This window comes from Arenicella sp. 4NH20-0111 (assembly GCF_040366405.1).
Classification (GTDB): Bacteria; Pseudomonadota; Gammaproteobacteria; order Arenicellales; family Arenicellaceae; genus Arenicella.
In genome coordinates this window covers 18546-41099 of record NZ_BAABWF010000015.1, presented here as the reverse complement: position 1 = coordinate 41099, position 22554 = coordinate 18546, and the positions used below count along the sequence as shown (strand labels likewise).

Sequence of the window (22554 nt, the reverse complement as noted above, 5' to 3'; positions counted from 1 at the left end):
ATGACCAGCTCTGTCAAAGTGATTCTACGCTTGTCAATTCACTTTGGGCGTTGAAAACAACGCCCTATTATGAATTGAAATAGAGACTGAAAACAACGATCTAAGTTCGTTCAAGGACAATTAATCTGGAGGTGAAATCGCCTTTTTCCAAATGATTTGTATAATCGGTATCGTCCTGATGCTGCATTGCGTCGACGTAAGGCAAATCGATGCCTAACGTCATGAGAGCGTCCCCCCCAAACACCTGATTACCATGCTCGAGTTTGTATTGCGCCGACGAGTCTAAACCCACTAACTTTGCGCGTCGATAAGGTAAATTGGGGGCCGACAAAATATGGTAATACCCAACGTAAACGCGCCTGCCGTCTTTACTTATGAGTTGCCAACAGACTTCATTGTCTTGATATTTAATGCGCGAAAAGTCGCCGTCCACCATGTCTTGCGCCGACGCCTTATAGAGCTTGATGGCGTCCTTTATTTCGTCTTCGGAAGCATTGAGATCTTCTTCATTTAAAGACAGACCTCGCGCTGAGGCAAAAAATCCGACCTCCGTTCGCATTTTCACAGACGTCTGACGACCATTCTGGTGATTTGGAACCGGTCCAATGTAACTCGCCAAGGTACTCAATGGAAACAACAAAGAAGCTCCGTTAATGATACTCAACCGCCCAATAGGATCACACATATCACTCACCCAACCCTGTGACATGTAACGCAGCATTCCTAGGTCAAAACGATTGCCACCCGAGGCGCAGTTTTCAAATAAGACCGACGGGTGTTTAGTCGTAATTCGTTCAACTAAGCTATATAGCCCAAGCATGTAACGATGCGGAACCTCTAACTGTCGCTCTGCAGGCAAACCCGCGGAGCCAACTTCGGTCATCACTCGATTCATATCCCACTTAACGTAGTCAATGAGCCCACTGGAAAGAAAGCTGTCTAACCGGGCATAAAGGTAATCAACCACCTCGGTACGAGACAGGTCTAAGGTGTGCTGATAGCGACCAGTGGATAGTGTTCTATTGGGTACATGAATCAACCAGTCGGGGTGATCCCGATAGAGCTGACTTTCTTTATTGACCATTTCAGGTTCGAACCACAAACCAAACTTTAGTCCCTTTTGCTTAACCAAACGCGCTGTTTCTTCCACCCCATTTGGAAACTTCTTAGGGTCGGAAAACCAATCTCCTAGTGAAGACGTGTCGTCGTCTCTGCCAGCAAACCAACCGTCATCAAGCACCAACATTTCAACGCCTAACGATTTGGCCTTATCAGCCAGCCCTAATACAACGTCGTGACTAACATCAAAGTAAGCGGCCTCCCACGAATTTAAGTAGGTTGGCCTGGGAACGCCGTCGAACTGAGGAGGACTGATCATTCCGTTGACAAAACCATGCCAAACGTGACTCATCCCGCTCAGCCCTTCTGATGAAAATACCTGAAGTGACTCTGGCGTAACAAACTCCTCTTCAGGCTGCAACCGCCATTGGAAGTTAAAGGGATTGATTCCCGCACTAACGCGAACACTCTCAAACTCGTTTTTCTCCACACTGATGGCAAAGTTTCCGCTGTACATTAATGCCGTTCCGTACACGTCGCCTTTGCGCTCGTCAGCCCCCCGGCTTAAGACGGCTAGAAACGGATTATGAGCGTTGCTGCTGGTTCCTCGAGTAGAGTCAATGACAAATCGTCCGTGCGGCACGTCCATTCGTTCTTGTTCGAACTCTCTTGACCAACTTCCTCTCAAGTGAACCAGTTCATATTCGCTCTGAGGTAAATCAAGCGATGAACTCAACGCGTTGTGCAACAGCACCTCTTTTGATCCACAGTTGCGAATAGTGGCAGAACGAGCAATAACATCATGGTCTGCGTATATCGTGTAGCGCAGCGTCACTTCAAGTTCCGACGTCTGATCGACTAGAGTGAGCAATAATGTTTCGCTGTCATTTGATTTTTGATCGCCCCCCTTGTTACCTAGTGTGTTACCTCGTGCGCTTGGTAACCCATTCAGCAATGGCTTATCCAGCACGACCTCATGAGACTTGTACAAAAATGTATTGGTGCTGTTGCCGTCAGAGTTAACCACATGAAGCGCAGGTTGACGGGTATCCGAAGTACCAAATAAAGGGTATTCCTGAGGAGTATCATCTAAACTGTAGTTTTTAATTCCTTGGAACTCCAACACAGTGCAACGGAACTCCCTACGAGGCCCAGCCGCTAATCCGTGAGTCGGTGCAATGGCGCCACCAAAATGGATATGCTCCAAAATTCCTTCTGGGGACACTCTAAATATGTACGAAACATTTTCATTAGACAAATTGAAAACTAAGTCTTCACTTACAAAAACCAGCGATTTATTTGACGCGCTCATCCACGACACCCTCAGTTGATATTCAGCTTGGTTGAAATTGACTCTATCAGATGCTTATGTGCTGACAAACCACACATATTCTTGAATCCGGGGTACCGAAAGATACGCCTATGGAAACTCAAACAATTAAACGGTCAATTTTATTTATAATATATATATTATTATTTGATCTTCTCTCGATAACTGCAAGCTTTTTTCGTTAGTTTTAGTCGAATGACTAAATTAACTCGGTATAAAACCAAAAGACTGCGTCTGAAAAAGAAGCTATCGCTCATTTGCTTAGCATTCTTATAGAGCAATGTAGCACAAGAAAAAGCCCGATTGCTGCATGGGCAACAATCGGGCATTGAACAGTAAAACGGAGCTTGCCTGAGTTCCGCAAGCAAGCTAAGTCTGTGACGTACTAATGCCCTACGAACACCGCCGTGGTCATCGCGGGGACAATAAACTTCCCGTTTTTATACGTTGATTTCGCGGCAATTCGATCAAAAGACCAACGCTGCACTGGGTGCAAACGATATCGCTTTGCGTCCAAAGCGTCGCTTTCGAACTCAACTTCGGTGTTGGTTCCGTTAAACAAAACAACCTGTTCTCGCGCGCGTGGCCGTTCGGGGTCTTTGAGGCGCATTACGATAAGGCCCGAATGTTGTGATGGCCCAGTATTAAGAAAAGTCACACTGCGTTGGACGGCGTCTTTATCCTGCAAGCGATACAGCGGTGATGCGTATCGAATCCTTAGCCACTCTTTAAAATTTAGACTGGTTTTGAAGGACAACCACGGTGACGGCTTTAGCTCGGTGTTGGCCAACAGCGGAGCCATAACAGGCCATGCATCTTGATTTTTTTCAGCGATGGGCAATCCCTTTCCCCATCCGTTCTCGCGGAAACTAAAATCAATGGCATTGAACCAGTCGCCAGAGTTATAGCTATCTCGATCCAGAGATTTCGAACGTAAGAAGTCTTGCCCAGCGTGCAAAAATGGTACTCCTTGGCCGAGCAATATGATCGAATTGCTAAAATTCTGCATGCGAGCTCGGTCAGCCACATTAGCGGCGTCAGGCGCCTTAAGGTGGATCCCATCGAATAACGTTTCGTTGTCGTGTGCCGCTATGTACGATATCTGTTCTTGAGGGTCATCAGTAAACCCGGTTGGCAGACCACTGTAGTCGATCTCTTGAGCACTGAGCACCTCACCAGTATTGGTTTCGAAACGGTACTCCTTGAGGCCTCCTGTCAAACTACTGCGGGTCCGATCGGCCAGTGTTAATAGCGTGCTTTCTCGGTCATCGCCGATTCCGTTTGGATTGGTGAATAGGCCGTTTCCAAAGCCTTGGTCACGGTATCCTCCGAAGGGGTTTCCACCACGAATGGCGTCTCGCCCCCGATCATCAAATGAACCAATACCGGTGCCAGCCATATTCAATTGCGTGGCTTGAGTGAAGCGCGCGTCATTCGCCACTTCGCCGAAATTCCAACCTTCGCCATACAAATAGATATCTTTGCCACTAACGCCATCGCGACGTCGCTTTAACTGAGATAACGCCGCTTGCACATTAAGCATGTTTTGTTTGCTGTGATGGCCCATCAAATCAAAGCGGAAGGAGTCGACCTTATAGGCCTTAGCCCATACTAACAATGAGTCGATCATGAGCTTTTCCATCATCTTGTTCTCTGACGCCGTGTTCGCACAGCAAGAGCTCATTTCCAGTCCGCCGTCGGCGTTGTAACGATGATAGTAGCTGGGAACAATCTTATCGAGCACGGAGTTATCAAATTGACCAAACGATGATGTGTGGTTGTATACCACGTCCATGACCACGCGCAATCCGACTCGATTAAGCGCCTTGACCATTTGACGAAACTCTAAGATCCGAGTTACGCCATCGGCGTTAGTGCTGTAGCTGCCTTCAGGCACGGTAAAATGCAGAGGGTCATAACCCCAGTTAAAACCGTCTTGATTTTGCACTGCCGCCACGGCGGCTTGTTGTTCTGTGGAATCTGGCGCATAGAGACTCAAGTCTTCAGCAATCGTGACTTGCTCGGACTTCTCTTCATTCACGGTGGCTATATCAAACGCCGGTAGCAAATGAATGTGGCTCAGCCCGGCGTAGGACAATGACCGTAAGTGACGCATACCGCGAGACCAATACCGGCTGAACGCATTGAACGTACCGCGATCTTGCTCTGGGACGGAGTCATCGGCGATGCTGAAGTCGCGAACGTGCAATTCGTAAATACTGATATCTTCAGGTGCTTTTAGCTTAGGTTTACGCAGGTAATCCCAACCTCGTGGCTTGAGATCTCGATCGTCAAGATTAACAAACTGACTGAGTTTACTGTTTGTACTTAAACTCAACGAATAAGGGTCTGTGACGTCATTAATTTCAACTTGATTCGTAATGTTGGTGTAAACGGTCACTCGGTAACGATAATATTTTCGATCCCAATTTCCGGCGCTGGCTGACCACACTCCAGTAGCATCATCAACAACCATAGGAAGCACTTGTGAAGGAGCCGCGTCGGCGCTTGTTTCATAAAGCAATAGCTCAACATTCTGAGCGGTTGGCGCCCATACTTTGGCCCACGCTTGCTCGCCGTCAATAACAGGGCCTAAGTCTCCATCAAAGTAGAATAGATCATCCAGAATTCCATGGTGTTGGATGCTGGTCGCGTCTTTTAAATCGCCGTTTGCATCAATAATCGAAACCGCCAACTGGGTTTTTACCAACTGCCTCTTCAAAGCGTCGTCCAAGCCCTGGGTACTGATCGCAGAATATGAGGCTAAATGTGGAAATTTTGCTTGCAATTCCGCACTCAATTGCGATACCGAGCCCAACACATAGTCAACCCCACCTTGAACACCGTCGGTGCTCAGGCTCAGTTCGGCAGTTGAGCTTGAATGCAAGATCACTTGGTCTCCATCACTCAATGACGAATCCCATGCCAAGGTATCAGCATCCAACCACTGTGCGCGTTGAATGGCCAAGTTACCATTTGGCTCTCCGCCAGCCTTGATGGTCAACTTGTTAGTCGCCGATTCAAAACGGAAAAACATTTCCTCTCCGTTTGCTGGAACAGTAAAGTCAATGTTCGCACCATCGCGAACACCGTCTTGCCCGTAGTTTTCGTCCCAACTTTCTCCTACGGTAACCTTAGCTTGGTAGTTGCCGGCCGGAATTAGATTTGACGTAAGGGTATAAACACCATCGCCTTCAATGTCTTTCAACCATCCATTCAAGCAATCGGGCTGCCAATTTCCAGTACAACCCAAAAATTCTTGAAAACTGCCAGCCACAATGGCAATGCGTGAATTTCGATTGTCGGTTACCCAATGGGACTCATGATCATAGTAAAAGCTAACCGACGCATCACCGTCGAGAAATAACCTTACATTCGCTCCATTTCGCTGGCCATTTTCACCGTAATTTTCATCCCAGGACTCGTTCAAGGCTACTTTGTATTCATAGTCACCCACGACCATATCAAAGGTTGCTTTCCAAACGTTGGCTGAATCTATCAAGCTCAGCTTGGTGTTCGGACACTCTGGTTGCCAGTTAGCGGGACACCCAAGCGATTCTTGTAGATTGCCTGGAATGGTTACGGTAGTAGGGTCTGGTGTATCGGCCGCAAACGCTGCGATCGACCCGGTGCTCAAGATAAATGCTGCGCCCAGTTTGAGATGACCCAGCCTATTTTTTGTGCTGAATGAATCCATGATTTCCTCTGGTTGGTTTCTCTATTTTTTTGGTGAGAATTTTTACTTTTCTTTGACGATCACCGAGGCCCGTGCTTGCTAATCAATCTGGCTTAAAGCCGAGTCTAGCGCCTGAGTTAACGAAGGCCGAAGCGATGCGCGACTATTGTCAGGGAAATCTGAGGAAAAAAAAGTTGAATACGTATGCACAGTTTTATCAAATACTGACAGGGGTTTATGCACACTAAATCAGTAACTTAGAGACATTCCACCAGAAAAACTAATAGATCGAATGAAAATATTTGTCACAAAAAGTAGTTGAAAACTAATTCAATGTCCCTATTTAACAATTGTAACCAACAGATGGAGTATGTAATGACTGAACAATTTGAAAACAAATCTACATGGCTACGAATTTTATTTGTGGCTCTGTTTTGGGTGGTATTTCACGTAACCCAATTGGTGATTTTAGCCGTTGCAATAGGCCAATGCCTATTCACATTGTTTACTGGAACACCTAATCCTCAGCTGATGAAGCTTGGTGATACGCTTAGCCGCTATGTACAAGAAATTTTGGCGTTTGTGACGTTCAATTCTGACAAACGCCCATTCCCTTTTAATGACTTCCCTCAATCGGGAATGGTAATTGAAGGCGAAAAAGCATCCGGATAAAGTAAACCTTCCAACGATGTGTCTGAAAGCTCCGAAGCGAATGCTTTGGAGCTTTTTTATTGCCTAGCTATAGATGCTAGCGCACAAGTGAACCTAAGATACACAATGCCCCAATGTCATCATCGGTGGCCATCACCGTCTATCAATCTAACTTAAATGCGTGCTTGTAGTCCTTGGCTAAACTGGAATCCTGATCGGCCTTTCGAAGAATGAAGTCGCCAATGGCCAACACGTCCATTTCTGTGCCCATAAAGCAATTAAATGCATCTTCTGGAGAGCATACTATCGGCTCTCCTCGAACATTGAAACTGGTGTTAACAACAACCGGGCACCCGCTTAGATCATTAAATTTAGAAATCAACCCGTGGTAAAGCGGGTTGGTGTCATTGTGGACGGTTTGGATGCGGGCCGAATAATCCACGTGAGTGACCGCCGGTATACTCGAACGCGCAATGTTGAGCTTTTCAATGCCAAAGAGTGACTTCTGCTCTTCATTCATGGGTATGCATTTCTCACCCTTAACCTTATCAACTAACAGCATGTAAGGACTGTCGCCATTTAACTCAAACCAGTCGGACACGTGTTCTCGCAAGATAGACGGTGCGAAGGGTCGAAACGACTCACGATACTTAATCTTTAGATTAAGCGTTTTTTGCATCGCTTCAGATCGTGGGTCACCTAAAATTGATCGCCCTCCCAGCGCTCTGGGACCAAACTCCATGCGCCCCTGAAACCAACCCACAACTTGTTGCTCAGCCAAAGCCTTAGCCGCTTCATGAAGCATGCCATCTTGCTCATACTCTTCGAAGACAGCGCCAGCCGCGTCCAGCCTTTGACGTATCTCGTTGTTACTAAATTCACACCCTAAGTACGAGCCTTGCATATTGTCGTTGGGTTTTACCGTACGAGGAAGATCATGCACCATATGTGCAACGGCTTGAGCGGCCCCCAATGCCCCACCCGCATCGCCAGCAGCAGGCTGCACCCACACATTATCAAAATGACCTGCTCGCTGAATCTTCCCATTTGCAACGCAATTTAGCGCCACGCCACCGGCCATGCACAAATTTCTGATTCCAGTTTCAGCCGCTAATGATTTGGTCAACTTAAGTACGATGATTTCAGTGACCTCCTGAACCGACGCGGCGATATCCATATGAAACTGCTCGAGTTCCTCTTGATCTGGTTTTCTCGCCGGACGACCAAACAGTGCATCAAACTTTTTATTGGTCATGGTCAAACCAGTGCAATAGTTAAAATATTGCTGATCTAAGCGATAAGAACCATCCTCTTTGACGTCAATCAAATTGTCTAGAATTAGTTGTGTGTATTTGGGCTCACCATACGGAGCCAGCCCCATGACTTTATATTCACCGGAGTTCACTCGAAAGCCGGTGTAATACGTAAAGGCTGAATACAATAGTCCTAGGGAGTGCGGAAAGTGTATTTCCTTTACTATTTCCAGCTTATTACCTCGCCCAATAGCCACCGACGTGGTCACCCATTCACCCACGCCGTCCAGCGTTAAAACCACGGCTTCTTCAAAAGGAGAAGGGTAAAACGCGCTTGCGGCGTGACTCAAATGATGCTCAGAAAACTTGAGTTTTTGTTCCCAATCTATTTGCTCTGGATTAGACGAAAAACGTCCAGCCATTTCGCGAATAATTTTTTTCTGAAACAGTTTCTCTTTTACCCAAAGAGGCAGTGCGGACTTAAACGAAGCGAAGCCTCGTGGTACAAAACTGACGTAGGTTTCTAGCAGACGCTCAAACTTAATAAATGGCTTCTCAAAAAACACCACGCTATCAACGTCATCAATGTTAAGTCCGGCTTGCGCGAGACAATACTCAACTGCATTCTCCGGAAATGAAGAATCATGCTTGATCCGAGTAAACCGCTCTTCCTGCGCTGCAGCGATAATACGCTCGCCATCTATGATGGCGGCGGCGCTATCATGGTAAAACGCCGAAATACCGAGAATGATCATAGGCTGCTTAGAATAATGTGTAGATAAACGGGGCCAATGCGGATCCTTGAGCGAAGACAACCAACCCGCCGATCAACAAGCTAAACACAATAATGGGGAGAAGCCAGAATTTTTTTCTAGCTTTCATAAAACGCCAAAGTTCTTTAATAAGGTCCATCGTCTTTCTTCGTATTTAAAGTTAAAACTGATTATCGAAACTGTCTCTCGTTAAATCTTCGTTCTCACGAGGTATCCAGTACGTCGTTGCATTGGGATCCATTTTTCTTCGCATAGGATCTTTGCCAAAAAGCTTAAGCATTAAACCAGTCGGCAACACCGCCACGAAAAATATTAGCCCCATCAAAATGGGGTTCACTATGCGATGCATGAATTGACCAAAGTGCACCCAAGCAATATTTAACGGTCTTAGAGCCTTGGGGAAAATCAACGCAGGGAGCCCGAAAGCCCCCATAAGAATCATCGCCCATTGCCTCAGAGGCTCTCCAAAAATAAGAGGAAACAAGGCAATGCATAGAAATATGGCCGCAAATATTAATCCAAAACTTCGCTCACTAAGCATGTTGGGAGTAGGCTGTTTGTTATCAGTCATAATAGAGAGGTATAGGGTTGGTGGGGGTTGCGATTGACCTGGAATTTAAATGCAACTACGGCTGAGGTTGACTATTGAGAGTATTAACACGATGGATTTCGTCAACGATGGCCTCAACGATCATGGCAGAGCCCTTTGAGTTTACATGGCAGCAGGTATCAATGTAAATTTCACCGGCCTCTTGTTCATAAAGATAGGTTAGGTCAACCGAATGCACTCCCATTTTTTGTACGCGAGCCTGTTCCTTTTTCAAATAAGAATAACCTTTCTTATACCAATTCCCATACCCACCTTTTCCCGCAGGCGAGAAAGCGACGGCTCTTTCAGCCGCGGACATCGTTGGCTTAGCCCCCTCTATATACTGGTTAGGTTGTAGAAAATGGAAGAACTTGCCACCATGAGTTTTGGCTGCACTGTTGGACAACAAGGTACTATTACCCCACAAAGCGGCAGAATATTCAAATAGGGTTTCCCAGTCAGTAAACGGGTAACGCGGGCCAATCCCTTCAAATTGAAATTCTTCAGGCGTATCCGCGTCTGTAACCTGCGCCTGCTCTGCTTGTGTGTTCAATGTACTCAATTGGGCACTGAAATTCGAATGCATCACTTTCCACAATAAATTAAACGTCACACTATTGCGTGGTAACGGGCTGCTAAAAAACGTTGCTCTTGCAATGTGTTTCTTTTCAAGGGCGACCTTCTCGGCTAGCAGTAGAATTAGGTCAGGGGACACCTTATCCGACATCCTAAACTTCCAACTGCGTGGAAAAGAAGGGTGTATCTTGTGGCGCTTATACTCAGTCCCGGCAATCGCAATTTCATTGAACCCGTCCAATGCAATCACCAAGTCGTATTCTGCCCCCAAGGTCTGATAGTAATTTAGCAGCATCAATGGCTGAGGCTGTCGGTACCCACCAGCGGCCAACATATGCAGTACAATGTTGCGCCCTTGGTATTCCGGAAGCGCAGCCAGCCTCTTTTGATAATAATTAGGCGGAGCTCCATTAACCGTTCCAACCGCCACCGAACCACCCAATAATGCAACATTAAGGGTATGGTCGTTGCGCTTGGGCATGGGTGAGTCTTCTGGGCGAACAACACGTTCCTTACAAGCCCAAGGATTATCCGCTTGTAAATTGCACCCGCTCTTGCTGCGACTTCCTTGAACGGTATAGCCTGCATAAGGGTGGATGATTTCCTTAAGCTGTTCTTGTTTCTTAGACTCGGCCTCAGTCGTATCGGCCTCTTTGCCAGTGAACACTGGACCAGTTTGTACGCTGGCAACGACTCCCAAGCGCTCTTGCTGCAACTGTGCACGTGAGAACTCACCATACTTGGCTCGAAAGAAACCGTAAGCCACCAATTCCAGAAAGACACAATTCACCGCCACAATGACGGCATAAAAGATAACCTTTTTAATTCTACTGCTCCTTACACTACGCATCTTTTACGCAAAGGAAAATAGTATCTAATATGAACTGCGTTTTCTAGTCGCTCAGTTCTAAATTCATTACCACCTATCCATGACGAGCGGCGAAACTGTCTGAATCAAGAAAACGAGAATCAAACCGACGATCACCTTCGCTGGATTTACGCTTAAGCACGCTTAAAACAATCAGCCACGTGGTCGTCTACCATTCCGGCCGCCTGCATAAAGGCATAACAAATAGTACTGCCGACAAACTTAAAGCCGAGCTTTTTCAACGCTTTACTCATTGCGTCAGATTCGGGAGTATTTACTGGAACATCGGAAAGAGTTTGAGGGTGGTTCACTATCGGCTCTCCGCCGACAAAAGACCATAAAAAATCTGAAAAACCAGCACTCTCTCCGCGCTTGGCCTTGGCCTGCATATCAAGGTATAGCTGCGCATTAACGATGAAGGCATTCACTTTCAGTTTGTTTCTAATAATCCCAGGATCACTGAGCAGCGCTTCACGTTTTTGTTGATCGTATTTTGCTATTTTTTTAGGATCAAACCCATCGAACACGTTACGATAGTGATCTCGTTTTCTTAATACGGTAATCCAACTCAATCCCGCTTGAGCTCCTTCCAGGTTTAGCATTTCAAACAGTTCAAGATCATCACGTACTGGCACACCCCATTCAGTATCGTGATACTTCTCGTATTGCGCATCACCCTCACACCAACGGCATCTGTGTATCACTTTTCATCCCCTCTGAGCTCCAGCACTTGGTCATAGAGGCTTTGGCGAGATACTTCGGCCGGATCTAAAACATCACCTGCAACCGCAGTAAGCTTTTTCATGTAACCGGTCGGCACTCCTTTCAGTGCGCGCCCCTTCTTACGCGACGCCCAAGTCCCCCACATGCCTCTGAGCGCCATGGGAACAACGGGTACGGGTGTCCTCTTTAGAATCTTATCGATACCAGGCTGGAAGTTATTAAGTTCGCCAGTCTTTGTAATGTGCCCTTCTGGGAAAATAACCACGAGATGTCCAGCTTCCAATTCCTCAGCAATTTTATCGTACGCCAATGGAATCAGGTCTGCTCTCTCGCGAGCATTTCCAATGGGGATAGTTTTAAGCCATTTAAACAAGCGCCCAGCAATAGGTAAGTCATAAAAACTGTGCCACATAATAAAGCGCGCCGGTCTAGGCAATATCCCGAGTAATATAGGCGGATCGAAAAAGCTAACGTGATTACATACAATCAGCGCCGGACCTTCCTTGGGAATTTTATCAAGATCAACCTTCTTAATGCGGTAAACACTGTGCATCAATAGCCAGCTCAGTAGCCGAAGAAAATGCTCCGGGATTTGCGAAAAGATATAGATCGCAACAATGGCGTTTGCCACGGCGGCCAATTTATATATTTGCAATACGCTAAAATCCAGCGCGAGTAACACTACAGCCGCAACTCCGGCCACAACCATGAAAACCGAGTTCAAAATATTGTTAACTGCGATCGTTCTAGAGCGGTGTTTTTCATCACTGAAAACTTGCATAAAGGCGTACAAGGGCACAATGAATAACCCGGAACTAAACGCCAACATGGTTAGGTTAACTATCACCCACCAGATTCCAGGCACGGCCATTAATTCAGTCAGGCTTAAAAGTTCAGTCGAAACAACGAGGTCTGTCCTGCCTAATTGCCAAGCGAAAAATGAAATGCCAAAGGCCCCAAACGGAACAAGCCCCATCTCAACATGCCCGCGTGAAAAAATTGAACAGGCAAAGGAGCCCATGCCTATTCCGATGGAAAACGTGGCTAACAGCATGACCGCAACGTTCCCGTCCCCCGACAATATGTCTTTGGCAAAGGCTGGAAACTGCGTCATCACCACGGCACCGAAAAACCAAAACCATGAGTTAGCAAGAATGGCCGTAAACACCGGCTTATTTTCGTGAGTCTTCGTAATAATATCCACTGTACTGCGAGGCACATTAAAACTCAGTTTCAACTCAGGCGACGCCGCTGGCGCTTGGGGGATCAAGGCTGAAGCAAACCAGCCTAAAATCGCGAATCCGATTATGGCTCCCATCAACGCGTACTGAAAGTTCATGTTGACGCCCATATAATTGGCGAGCGATCCGCCAAGAATGGTACCTAAGAGAATGGCAACGAAAGTACCCGCTTCCACGTACGCGTTTGCCGTCAGCACCTCATCTTTACTGACGTGCTGAGGTAATATGCTGTATTTGATCGGGCCGAAAAAAGCAGACTGCGACCCTAAAGCAAACAACACAAACAACATCGCGCCAACGGATTGAAAATACAGTGCTAAGCTCCCCAAAATCATAATCACAATTTCGGCTACTTTTATGTGGCGTATTAACTTGGCTTTCTCATACTTATCAGCCAGCTGACCAGCAATCGCACCGAACAAAAAGAAGGGCAATATGAACGCCACCAAGGCCGCGTTTACGATCACACCTTCATTCTCCTTGGCGATAAAATAGGTCACTAAAATCGCAAACGCGTTTCGATAAATATTATCGTTAAAAGCACCCAAAAATTGGGTACAAAAATAGGGTAAAAAACGCTTTTCGTTGATCAGGTTGTTAGCCAACGTTGCCTCCGAGCCTAAATACAGGTCTAATCACTCGGTTTTAAAAGCAGAACCAAGCACTAACGCTATAATGAATTCTATTTGATATGCAGACTACCACAATCTTCACCGAATGCACTCTGTTGACTTTCTAATTATTGGCCAAGGCCTAGCGGGCTCCCTCTTAGCCTATTCATTGATCAAGCGTGGTTGCACGGTCCATGTTCTAGACAATGATCATGAAGGCAGCTCAAGTCGAGTCGCGGCGGGTCTAATTAATCCGGTTACAGGGCATCGGTTGAATATCACTGACGGTTATTCGATGTATCGCGCGACGGCGCAAAAACTCTATTGGCAGATAGAACGAGACTTAGGATGCGACATACATCGTCAAATCCGACAAACTAGAAAAATCAAGAATGCTGGGCAAGCCGATTACCTAGTAAAACGTCAAAGCCAAACGGAGTATAGCGATATTCTGGGCGACATGGACAACACCGGTGGCTGGTTCGAGGAAGCCCCAGGTAAGCTCGAGACGGCACATACTGAACGACATTTTGGTGCTATTGGCATCTCTCAAACATCGGTTGTCGACACGAAACAGCTTTTGTACCAAATGAGCTCGTGGTTGACGGCACGACGAGCGATTACAAAGCAACACGTGATTTACTCAAAGCTCTTAACCGTAAAAAGTAAAATCCGCTACGATGAAATTGAAGCCGATCGAGTGATTTTTTGTGAAGGTCATCAAGCGCTCAATAATCCTTGGCTATCGCATCTGCCGTTCAAGCTGGCAAAAGGTGAGATCTTATCGATTAAACCCTCTCGTCAGGTAGACAGAATGCTGAGCTGGGGGCATTGGCTTGTCCCTGCTCTAAACGGGGCCTGCAAACTCGGTTCAAATTACATTTGGAATGATATTAGCCCAACGACGTCAGCCGAGTCTGCTGACAAGTTTCTACTGAGTTTAGAACAGCATACCGGACTGACTGCTCACGTGATTTCTCATGAATCGGGCGTCAGACCAGCTACGACGCAACGAGACCCTTTTGTCGGCCCATTGACCAATTTACCGCGCGCATTCTGCCTTAATGGCCTCGGAAGTAAAGGCTGCCTGATCGCACCACACTTCGTAACGCTTCTGTGCGATCACTTGCTTGAACAACGCTCACTACCCTATTCAATCACACAATGGCTTTAACCAGACAAGCACACACACTGGTGCGCGAACACTTTGCAAATAGCACCGGCGGGCTGGCCATCGACGCCACCTGTGGAAACGGACATGATACCGAGTTCTTGGCGCGACTCGGGTTCGACAACGTTATTGGCTTTGACGTTCAAGAGTCGGCCATTGTAAACACACAAAAGCGCTTAGGCTTAGCTGGGCTTACCAACGTTGAGCTCAAGCATTGTGGCCATGAGAGAATGTCTGAGTTCATAGAAGGCGAGATATCTTGCGCTATGTTTAACTTTGGGTACCTACCCAAGGCCGATAAAAACATAACAACCTCTGAGGCCTCGAGCTTGGTGGCCCTGAAAACGTCTCTAGACCATCTGAGCGCTGCAGGAATCATTTGTCTAATTTGCTACCCCGGGCACCCCGCAGGAAAGACTGAAACGGCTTCAATTAAACGCTGGCTTTCAAAATTAGATCAACACTGGTTGGTGAATGAATATTTATCAACGCTTCCGAACAGTAGCACGCCTGTCATGTTCACCATTAAGGCAAAGAAATAGTCATTCCCAAACGTCAAAATCCACTGACGTTGCAGCTTCAGGGCGTATCCCAAACGTTTTCAATTTCTTCTAATGATTTGCCTTTGGTTTCAGGCATAAAACGCCAGACAAAAAGAAAAGCGATCACGCAGAAAAACGCAAAAATAAAATAGGGCAATGCTCCGTTAAACAGTTGTTCGTTGATTTCACTGCGATTCACCACGGGGAAGAAGTTGGCTACAACACCGTTAAATAACCATTGCCCTCCCACGGCAATAGCCATGGCAAAACTGCGAATTCTATTGGGAAACATTTCCGACAGGACTACCCAAACCACTGGCCCCATGGACATGGCGAACGAACCGATAAATACTAAAATTGATATCAAAGATACGATGCCAAGTTGCTGGGTGTAAATGGTAAACCCGAGCGAAGCAAGCCCTAAAAACATGCCCAGCGTGCCAATTAAGTACAGTGGCTTTCGGCCCCATAAATCAACCGTAAAAATTGCCACAAAGGTGAAAATTAAATTCACAGCGCCCAACCATAATTGCTGCTTCAACGCATCTTGGGGCCCATAGCCAAGCGCATTACTGAAAATTTCAGCACCGTAATACAGGATGGCGTTAATGCCCGTAATTTGCTGGAACACTGACAACATGACACCAATGAAAATTGCGAACGCCAAGCCACCAGCCAACGCCTTGGTGTTTGAGCCAAATGTTGACTTGTTAATTGACGTTTTGATTTCCGCCAATTGTTTATCCGCGTCAGTTTTATCAACGTACAATTTGGCCAACACACTACCCGCTTGATCATGCCGTCCTTTGATCACCAACCACCGCGGGCTGTGTGGCACAAAAAATAGCATTACCAAAAAGATACCAGCAGGGAGTAGCTCGGACCAAAACATAATGCGCCAGCCTCGGCTGAGGTTTTCTTGATGAACTGCCGCCAGTTTATCCGCGCTGGACTCTAGCGCGTTTCCACCGCCAATATAGTACGTCGCTAGAAACACCACGAAAAATCCCAAGACAATCGACAACTGATACAACGACACCATTTTGCCGCGCTGCTCTGCGGGTGAAATTTCGGCGATGTACATTGGCGCGGCCATTGACGCAAAACCAATCCCCACTCCGCCAATGATTCGGTAGACAACCAGTTCCGTCAATGAGCCCGCGTAACCAGACCCCCACGCCGAAACACAAAAAAGCAACGCCGAAAGCACTAAGGTAAATTTACGACTGATGGCCTTCGTTAAATAGCCAGCGACTAATGCTCCGACTAGACATCCATACAACGCACTGCCAACTGCCCACCCCTGCTGGCCGGGCGTGAGCTCAAAGTACTCAGTAAAGTACAGCTGTGCGCCACCAATGACGCCCGTATCAAACCCAAAAAGGAAGCCGCCTACCGCAGCGATCATCGCAATCTTCACGATGTAAAATGTATTGTAGTTATTCATTGTCATTTTTGTTTTTAGTCATGTTGATTGATTCTTTTTATACGAGGCCTAACGGCTATTTTTTTGGCTATGAGATGGATAGCATTTCAAAGTGCGCGGTAACGGTAAGCCGCATGGTCGCGACGGTTTGGCTTGATCTGACTAACGGATTGATAGTGCCAGAATGAAGCAATGACGCTGGGTAGATGATCGCTCGGTTAAACAGAGCATCGACACTTGCGACTTTCTCAAACAAATTTGTGTCTCCATCCACATAATCCGCCGCCGGCAGCCCATGCGTGGTCGCCTCTCGGCCTAAGGCTTGTTGAAACAACGCTTCGTTGCGAGTGCTGATGCGCTCAATTTTGGTACTGCGGTGTCGATAGAATGCGGTTCCTCCACATTTGGGATCACACAGGTAATGCACTAACGCCAATTGATTCTGATCGGCCGTGTCGTAGTGAGGTATGCGTTGAATCGGTAGCAACTCAGCGGGCTTTCTGTTTGCAATGGCGTAGGTGCTGTCAATCAAGTCACCGACTTCCCCAAACGAAGTTAATAACGCCTCAGAATATTTTCTGATGTTTTCAGCGTATAAAACGTGATCCACTGGTCGCTTAACACCCGGATAATAATCGCGGGCATTCGAGTCAAAGTCTGAAAGAGCACCCGCCCTATCAACCAGAGATCTGGGCTCAGGGTGATAGTCATCGATAACAACCATTGGCCAACGACCCTGCCCCACAAGGCGATGTTCAAGCTTGCCCATTACGCCCGCTCGAACCAACTCTTGGCGACCTCTAGCATCCTATTTTTTCGGGCAATCAAATTAGGTATCTGATGCATCGAACACCTTAACGTATGGATCAACCCCATCGCACCTGATCGATGTAACGCCAACACGGTTTGGTCGTCGAGTTCAGCGATCTTACTCTCGTTCAGCATGTAGGCGCCTTGCACACTTTGCTTGCTTGCATCGTTAAATTCAATATCGATACTGAATGGAGTTAGGAGATCTAAATCCAGTAGTTGACTCGCCAATTCTCTGGACTCTTGTTCGCCGTTCACAAGCTCATTTAATATCTGTTGAACGGTCTCTAAGTAGTCGCTCGGCTGGGAAGATGAAGTAAAAAGTGGCTCGCCGACGTCCGAACTTAGTGCAGCACTATCAGAATCAAAACACACAACTCGGTTGCCATTGTCGTCACCAACGAAGAACGGCTGGCGCTGAATCTGCAAAGGTTCATAATCTGCGTCCCAGAGACCCTCACGTACAAACAAGTTTTCGCCCGGTCCAAAGCCCATCATGGCAGAGAACGTAAATTGCCCCGTATCCTCACTTTTAACGATGACGATCGGAAAACAGCTACTCGCTCTTCCAAACTCCGACGGTACCAGCGGCATTAAATGTTGATTAATGGCGCTGGAATGACGCAGGTTCGCTTGTACTTGTAAGGTCGAATGATGGTCGAAATTCAGTGATACGATATTACTCATAATTGCTCCTTAATAGCGCTGACTGTTCCGCGCATATTTGTTCTTATATTGTCTGCATTCCGTAGTCATGAATCTTATTTATCAATTCACGATGACTTGGCAGCTTTGATAACGCTTGTTGCGTAATTTGCGCATTACGCAGGTATTCTTGCGCGGCATGCGATGCCGTCATCGGTGATCGCCGATGATTTTGTGCGTCTATGTTGAAACCCATGCCATACAAGACGTACTGATAACTTGCCGCTGGAAAGACTTCATTGTTGGAATCAAAGTCATGGTCGCAAGGTACTTGATAACGCCAAAGCTCCAATTGCTCAGCGAGTGATTCCGGAATCGAGTTGCAATCAGTCATCGAGCGCCAAAAAGGCTCGTCACGCTTACTCAAAAGATAGTGAAGCTTTAAGAAATCAATGATGCGCTGCCAACGATATAGGAACGTTGAATTGAATCTTTTGGCCACAATATCCATTGTCGAGCGAGTGGTTGGAAGCTGCTCAGCAATCATGTTGGCCGACAACTCTACAAGCACAATGGCTGACGCCTCAAGGGGTTCCAAAAACCCAGCCGACAAACCCACTGCCACGCAATTTCGGTACCAAAAGTGTTCCCTGTGTCCTGACTTAATATCGATTCGCCGAGGTTCGCTAATGATTTTGTCACCGCCGATGTAGGCTCTCAGTTCATGTTCGGCTTGATCGTCGCTGATGTGTTCAGAGCTGTAGACGTAGCCCACGCCTCGGCGATGCCGTAGGCCAATATCCCAAACCCAACCCGCACTCTGGCCAGTCGAAATTGTATGGCAGGCTATAGGGCTGTCGTCGGCCGGATAAGCCACATGTGTTGCTAACGCTCTGTCTATTTGCAAGACCGACGAACAATCCCTAAATGGCACAGCGTAATGCTGACCAATCAACAAGGCACTAAACCCAGTGCAATCAACGAATAAGTCCCCCATAACTTCTCCTGCTTGAGCCGTGACTAGGGCATGTATGTCTCCGTCATCGCTATTTTTTACCGCCGCCACATCCGCCAATAGGTGAGTCACCCCAAGAGATTCAGTACAGTGCTTTTGCAAGTATTGCGCGAATTTTCCAGCGTCTAGGTGATAGGCGTAATTTGCCACAGAAGTGTATTCGGGAGTCGATATGGTTTTTGGAGCGACTCCGTTTTCACAAAGTTGTTCTTGAAAACAAACCGCGTTAGAAAATGAGTCATCGCCCCCATTCGTCAACCAATGAGTGGCTAAATCAGTATTGGGGAACCCCTGAGGAATCATCAACGGGTGATAGTAAAAATCGTCATCGCAATTCTTTGACCATTTTGCGAACTTTGCTCCCTGCTTAAATGTGGCGTCACACTCTCGAATAAACTCGGTTTCGCTGATCTCTAAGCGCTTCAGCGTGGCGCGCATGGTTGGCCATGTGCCTTCGCCAACCCCAACAATCGGCACATTAGGCGATTCAACGAGCGTGACATCGACGGGCCGCCCAGGATGCCGTGACCGTTGTTCGACCGCAAGCCTTCCTGCTGTTAGCCACCCTGCCGTTCCGCCACCCACTACAACAATCGAATCAATCGTGTTCACTATTCTCACTCCGCTATTAAAGGTAATACAACGCACAAAAGGGCGGCACCCAAAGGCACCGCCCTTTATAGGCTTCATGTCAGCCTAGTAACTACCAACTCCCCCTTAAGCCAAGAGACACTCGGCGCCCCGAATCCTCGGCAAGTAGAAAGTGATTGCTAAACCGACCACGCTTTGTAACCACTTCTTCCGTCAGGTTTATCCCTTCAAGAAACACCGTAAGGTTGTCGCTCACGTCGTAACTTGCGCTGAAGTCCCATTGAGAATACTCGTCCACGAACTGCACTCCATCACCATTTACTTGAGTCAAGGATTGCAAAAACTCATCACGCTGGTTGTAGGCCAGTCGGCCCTGGAATGGCCCGCGCTCAAAGTACCCGACCAAGTTTAAGGAGTCACTCAACCCCGTCACCGCGAATTTTTGCGAAATATCCGCTGGATTGAAATCCCGGTCAGTGTCAACAAAGGTGGCGTTAGCGATGATTCCAAAACCGCTGTCTCCAAATTCATGCTGCAGTGTTACTTCAATTCCATCCACGGTAGCTGCTTGGCCATTTGAAGGAAGGGTATTGGTGAACACCGCAACCGAGTCAGCACCATCAGGGGCATCTGGATTGGTCCCCGTTGAAGGGTCACGCAATTGCGAACCGTCTGGCAACGTGAATGTCAGATCTTCCGTTCCACTGACGATAAAATTATTAACGTCCTTGCGGAAGTAACCAATAGACGCGTAACTCACGTCACCGTAGTAATACTCAAAGGACAGATCAAGATTGTCCGATTCAAACGGCAGAAGTTCAGGGTTGCCCGATGAGGAAGTCAGATTCCCACCTTGACGTGTTGTACCGATCACCGTTACCGGAGCCATGTCACGTAAGGTCGGCCTTGTTAACGTTTGAGATGCGGCAAAGCGAGCAACCAACTGTTCGCTAATTTCAAGCTTTGCGCTCAGAGATGGCAACAGTTTTGAGTAACTCGATTTGGCGCTGATTGGATTCGCCACACCAAACTGCGCCAACATTTCGGTTCTGTCCAGAATACGCAAACCAGAAATCGATGCCTCGGTACCAACCACGGTTACGTCGGTATCTTCGTAGCGAGCGCCCGCTGTTAGAAAGATTGGCATTTCGCCCACGAACCCAGAAAAATCGAATTCAGTATAGAAGGCCGTGGTGTCTTCCTCGACGGTAAAAGAATTATCTCTTATTACCGCGTCAAAATTGAGGCCACTGGCCGCGCTGACTGCGCCAAATTGCGCTTCGCCATCATGCGACAACCACACCGCCGGCGTTCGGCCACTGCCGCTTACGCTGCCCAGAAAATCACTTCCTCCGTCCAAGCGCTGCACATTAATCCCTGCCACAGCGGGAGCGTCAGGGTACCCACAATAAGTACAGTGGATGCCTGCGCCTTCATTATCCCAACGGGTCAGTGATTTGGTTTCCGACGAACTCATCACTCCGAATTTAGCCTTGATCAAGCCTTGGTCTGTGTCGTTATTCCATACACCATCCAGCTTCAGTTGATCTACGTCGTCTTCGACAGCCCAACCCCGGCGCAACATGACATGAGCCCGCAGATTACTAGGATCTAAATAGTCGCTCACACCCGCTGGCGTTACTCCGCCTTGGTAAGCCACCCCATCCAGCTCTTGCTGCCCACTGAACACAGCCGTACTTGGTGATTGAAATTCGCTGGTCCACGGCAAAACAGCGCCGTCGCTTTGAAAACGAACCCGATTCGCGTACCCAACCAAGGAAAGAAGATCACCCGTCCCTGATGGGCCTTCAAAACGATTAGCACTAGACGTGTGTGCATCCAATGCGAGCGTTAAGTTTTCATTCACATCCCATTTAACGTTTAATGCAAGCGCGTCGGTTTCGGTGATTCGGCTGAAACTCTTAGCGTGAAAATCCGTCGCTAACCCGACCTCTTGACGTAAGTCTGTGGCCGTGCCGTTTTGATCCAACGTCACGTCCGTGAGATTAGAGCCCGTAAACCAATGACCGTAGGAGCTTGTATTATCGTTAACATCAAAATCAGAATACAAATAGTCTAACGTCACTTCCGTTGCGTCGTTTGGTCGAAACTGCAAAACAACATTCGCGTTGGTTCGCTCCCGCTCTTGCTGAGACTGAAGAAGATCAAAATTTCTGGGTGTGAAGGTGTTACCTGAAAACCCTGCCCCACCGTTTATTTGCTCTTGCGGTACACCAACGTTTTCCAACCACCCATTAGTTTGAGCCCAGTTAAGTTGTACGTCGCGCTCTTGGCGAGACACCGCGACTAACACACCAAACCGGTCATCGTTAAACGTATTGCTGTACAAGCCGGATACACTCGGGCTGCTGTCGCCACTTAACGATTCATGTTGCGCCTTTACGCTTCCCGCGATTTTTAGGCCCGACGAATCAAACGGCCGCAAGGTGCGAATGTTTACCGTTGAACCCACACCGCCTGATTGAGTGCTCGCCGACGCCGTTTTAGAAACATCGATGCCAGCCACCATTTCAGCGGCAATTGTGTCAAAACCGAACCCACGTGTATCACTCTCAGATGCCAATTGACGACCGTTTAATAAGACGGTGTTAAACTCTGGGCCAAAGCCCCTAACGGTGATTGACTGCCCTTCTCCGCCAGAGCGATCTATAGATACACCGGATATGCGCTGCAATGACTCAGCCAGATTGTTGTCTGGAAATTTACCGATACCCTCCGCTGAAATCGAATCGACAACACCTCCTGCCGAGCGTTTAACATCTTGGCCACGCTTTAGCGCACGCCGAATCCCTTTAACTACCACTTCTTCAAGCTCTTGTCCGTTACTCGCTTGTTCGGCACTTTGTTGGGCTACAGAAGCAACCGGGAATGTTGCCGTCGCAATGCTCAACGCCACGGCGGACGAAAGCTTGGACCTGCGAAATTTTTTAATCATTATAATGTCTCCTCTTTGATGAGTGTTCGGCCGCCTTTGCAAGCAAGC

At 47.5% G+C, this 22554-nt stretch carries 16 protein-coding genes; 3 read left to right on the top strand and 13 right to left on the bottom strand.

Translation table 11 applies throughout. The features are described 5' to 3' along the window. Positions 1-100: 100 nt before the first annotated feature. Positions 101-2371, bottom strand: coding sequence for an alpha-galactosidase (locus ABWW54_RS19460; RefSeq protein WP_353414828.1), 2271 nt, complete (start codon positions 2369-2371; stop codon positions 101-103). A 403-nt stretch (positions 2372-2774) separates the two neighbouring features. Continuing rightward, the gene (gene pulA / locus ABWW54_RS19455; RefSeq protein ID WP_353414827.1) at positions 2775-6086 is read right to left on the bottom strand and encodes a pullulanase-type alpha-1,6-glucosidase; all 3312 of its coding nucleotides are present in this window, start codon (positions 6084-6086) and stop codon (positions 2775-2777) included. Positions 6087-6440: 354 nt separating this feature from the next. On the opposite strand from pulA, the gene ABWW54_RS19450 reads away from it, so the two are divergent. Next, positions 6441-6737, top strand: a complete 297-nt coding sequence (locus ABWW54_RS19450; protein ID WP_353414825.1) for a DUF4389 domain-containing protein — start codon at positions 6441-6443, stop codon at positions 6735-6737. Between the two features lie 142 nt (positions 6738-6879). On the opposite strand, the gene ABWW54_RS19445 is transcribed toward ABWW54_RS19450, so the two are convergent. The 6 genes from ABWW54_RS19445 to ABWW54_RS19420 all read right to left on the bottom strand — a co-directional run bounded on the left by ABWW54_RS19445 (position 6880) and on the right by ABWW54_RS19420 (position 13344). After that, positions 6880-8724, bottom strand: a complete 1845-nt coding sequence (locus ABWW54_RS19445; RefSeq protein ID WP_353414823.1) for a carbamoyltransferase family protein — start codon at positions 8722-8724, stop codon at positions 6880-6882. A 7-nt stretch (positions 8725-8731) separates the two neighbouring features. Continuing rightward, positions 8732-8881: a DUF5989 family protein gene (locus ABWW54_RS19440; RefSeq protein ID WP_353414821.1), complete on the bottom strand. Its 150-nt coding sequence runs from the start codon at positions 8879-8881 to the stop codon at positions 8732-8734. A 21-nt stretch (positions 8882-8902) separates the two neighbouring features. Continuing rightward, positions 8903-9313: an SxtJ family membrane protein gene (locus tag ABWW54_RS19435; RefSeq protein WP_353414819.1), complete on the bottom strand. Its 411-nt coding sequence runs from the start codon at positions 9311-9313 to the stop codon at positions 8903-8905. Positions 9314-9368: 55 nt separating this feature from the next. Next, the gene (locus ABWW54_RS19430) at positions 9369-10757 is read right to left on the bottom strand and encodes a hypothetical protein (RefSeq protein ID WP_353414817.1); all 1389 of its coding nucleotides are present in this window, start codon (positions 10755-10757) and stop codon (positions 9369-9371) included. Positions 10758-10909: 152 nt separating this feature from the next. After that, a complete protein-coding gene (locus ABWW54_RS19425) occupies positions 10910-11479 on the bottom strand; it encodes a DNA-3-methyladenine glycosylase I (RefSeq protein ID WP_353414815.1) in 570 nt (189 codons plus the stop codon). Beyond that, the gene (locus ABWW54_RS19420) at positions 11476-13344 is read right to left on the bottom strand and encodes an MFS transporter (protein ID WP_353414814.1); all 1869 of its coding nucleotides are present in this window, start codon (positions 13342-13344) and stop codon (positions 11476-11478) included. The genes ABWW54_RS19425 and ABWW54_RS19420 overlap by 4 nt, the downstream gene beginning before the upstream one ends. 112 nt (positions 13345-13456) lie before the next feature. On the opposite strand from ABWW54_RS19420, the gene ABWW54_RS19415 reads away from it, so the two are divergent. Together ABWW54_RS19415 and mnmM are read left to right on the top strand one after the other, a co-directional pair. After that, on the top strand, positions 13457-14524 hold the full coding sequence (locus ABWW54_RS19415) for an NAD(P)/FAD-dependent oxidoreductase (protein WP_353414812.1): 1068 nt from the start codon (positions 13457-13459) through the stop codon (positions 14522-14524). Then, complete coding sequence (gene mnmM, locus ABWW54_RS19410; protein ID WP_353414811.1) at positions 14515-15063, top strand: tRNA 5-(aminomethyl)-2-thiouridylate-methyltransferase MnmM; 549 nt, start codon at positions 14515-14517, stop codon at positions 15061-15063. Before ABWW54_RS19415 ends, mnmM begins: the two co-directional genes overlap by 10 nt. A gap of 37 nt (positions 15064-15100) precedes the next feature. On the opposite strand, the gene ABWW54_RS19405 is transcribed toward mnmM, so the two are convergent. The 5 genes from ABWW54_RS19405 to ABWW54_RS19385 all read right to left on the bottom strand — a co-directional run bounded on the left by ABWW54_RS19405 (position 15101) and on the right by ABWW54_RS19385 (position 22506). Continuing rightward, positions 15101-16510, bottom strand: a complete 1410-nt coding sequence (locus ABWW54_RS19405; RefSeq protein WP_353414810.1) for a sugar porter family MFS transporter — start codon at positions 16508-16510, stop codon at positions 15101-15103. A gap of 67 nt (positions 16511-16577) precedes the next feature. Further along, positions 16578-17258, bottom strand: a complete 681-nt coding sequence (locus ABWW54_RS19400; RefSeq protein ID WP_353414809.1) for a DUF6445 family protein — start codon at positions 17256-17258, stop codon at positions 16578-16580. Then, positions 17258-17986 carry a SapC family protein gene (locus tag ABWW54_RS19395; protein WP_353414807.1) on the bottom strand — a complete coding sequence of 243 codons (729 nt, stop codon included), beginning with the start codon at positions 17984-17986 and terminating at the stop codon, positions 17258-17260. Before ABWW54_RS19395 ends, ABWW54_RS19400 begins: the two co-directional genes overlap by 1 nt. A 43-nt stretch (positions 17987-18029) precedes the next feature. Continuing rightward, entirely contained in the window at positions 18030-19580 is a 1551-nt protein-coding gene (locus tag ABWW54_RS19390) for a tryptophan halogenase family protein (protein ID WP_502907833.1), read from the bottom strand. Between the two features lie 82 nt (positions 19581-19662). Further along, entirely contained in the window at positions 19663-22506 is a 2844-nt protein-coding gene (locus ABWW54_RS19385; RefSeq protein WP_353414804.1) for a TonB-dependent receptor, read from the bottom strand. Positions 22507-22554: the final 48 nt, after the last annotated feature.

Coding starts and splice junctions, on each gene's coding strand:
- ABWW54_RS19395 (WP_353414807.1), bottom strand. CDS start 17,986: ATGAGTAATATCGTATCACTGAATTTCGACCATCATTCGACCTTACAA.
- ABWW54_RS19460 (WP_353414828.1), bottom strand. CDS start 2,371: ATGAGCGCGTCAAATAAATCGCTGGTTTTTGTAAGTGAAGACTTAGTT.
- ABWW54_RS19445 (WP_353414823.1), bottom strand. CDS start 8,724: ATGATCATTCTCGGTATTTCGGCGTTTTACCATGATAGCGCCGCCGCC.
- ABWW54_RS19440 (WP_353414821.1), bottom strand. CDS start 8,881: ATGGACCTTATTAAAGAACTTTGGCGTTTTATGAAAGCTAGAAAAAAA.
- ABWW54_RS19450 (WP_353414825.1), top strand. CDS start 6,441: ATGACTGAACAATTTGAAAACAAATCTACATGGCTACGAATTTTATTT.
- ABWW54_RS19405 (WP_353414810.1), bottom strand. CDS start 16,510: ATGAATAACTACAATACATTTTACATCGTGAAGATTGCGATGATCGCT.
- ABWW54_RS19430 (WP_353414817.1), bottom strand. CDS start 10,757: ATGCGTAGTGTAAGGAGCAGTAGAATTAAAAAGGTTATCTTTTATGCC.
- mnmM (WP_353414811.1), top strand. CDS start 14,515: ATGGCTTTAACCAGACAAGCACACACACTGGTGCGCGAACACTTTGCA.
- ABWW54_RS19385 (WP_353414804.1), bottom strand. CDS start 22,506: ATGATTAAAAAATTTCGCAGGTCCAAGCTTTCGTCCGCCGTGGCGTTG.
- ABWW54_RS19435 (WP_353414819.1), bottom strand. CDS start 9,313: ATGACTGATAACAAACAGCCTACTCCCAACATGCTTAGTGAGCGAAGT.
- pulA (WP_353414827.1), bottom strand. CDS start 6,086: ATGGATTCATTCAGCACAAAAAATAGGCTGGGTCATCTCAAACTGGGC.
- ABWW54_RS19400 (WP_353414809.1), bottom strand. CDS start 17,258: ATGGGCAAGCTTGAACATCGCCTTGTGGGGCAGGGTCGTTGGCCAATG.
- ABWW54_RS19415 (WP_353414812.1), top strand. CDS start 13,457: ATGCACTCTGTTGACTTTCTAATTATTGGCCAAGGCCTAGCGGGCTCC.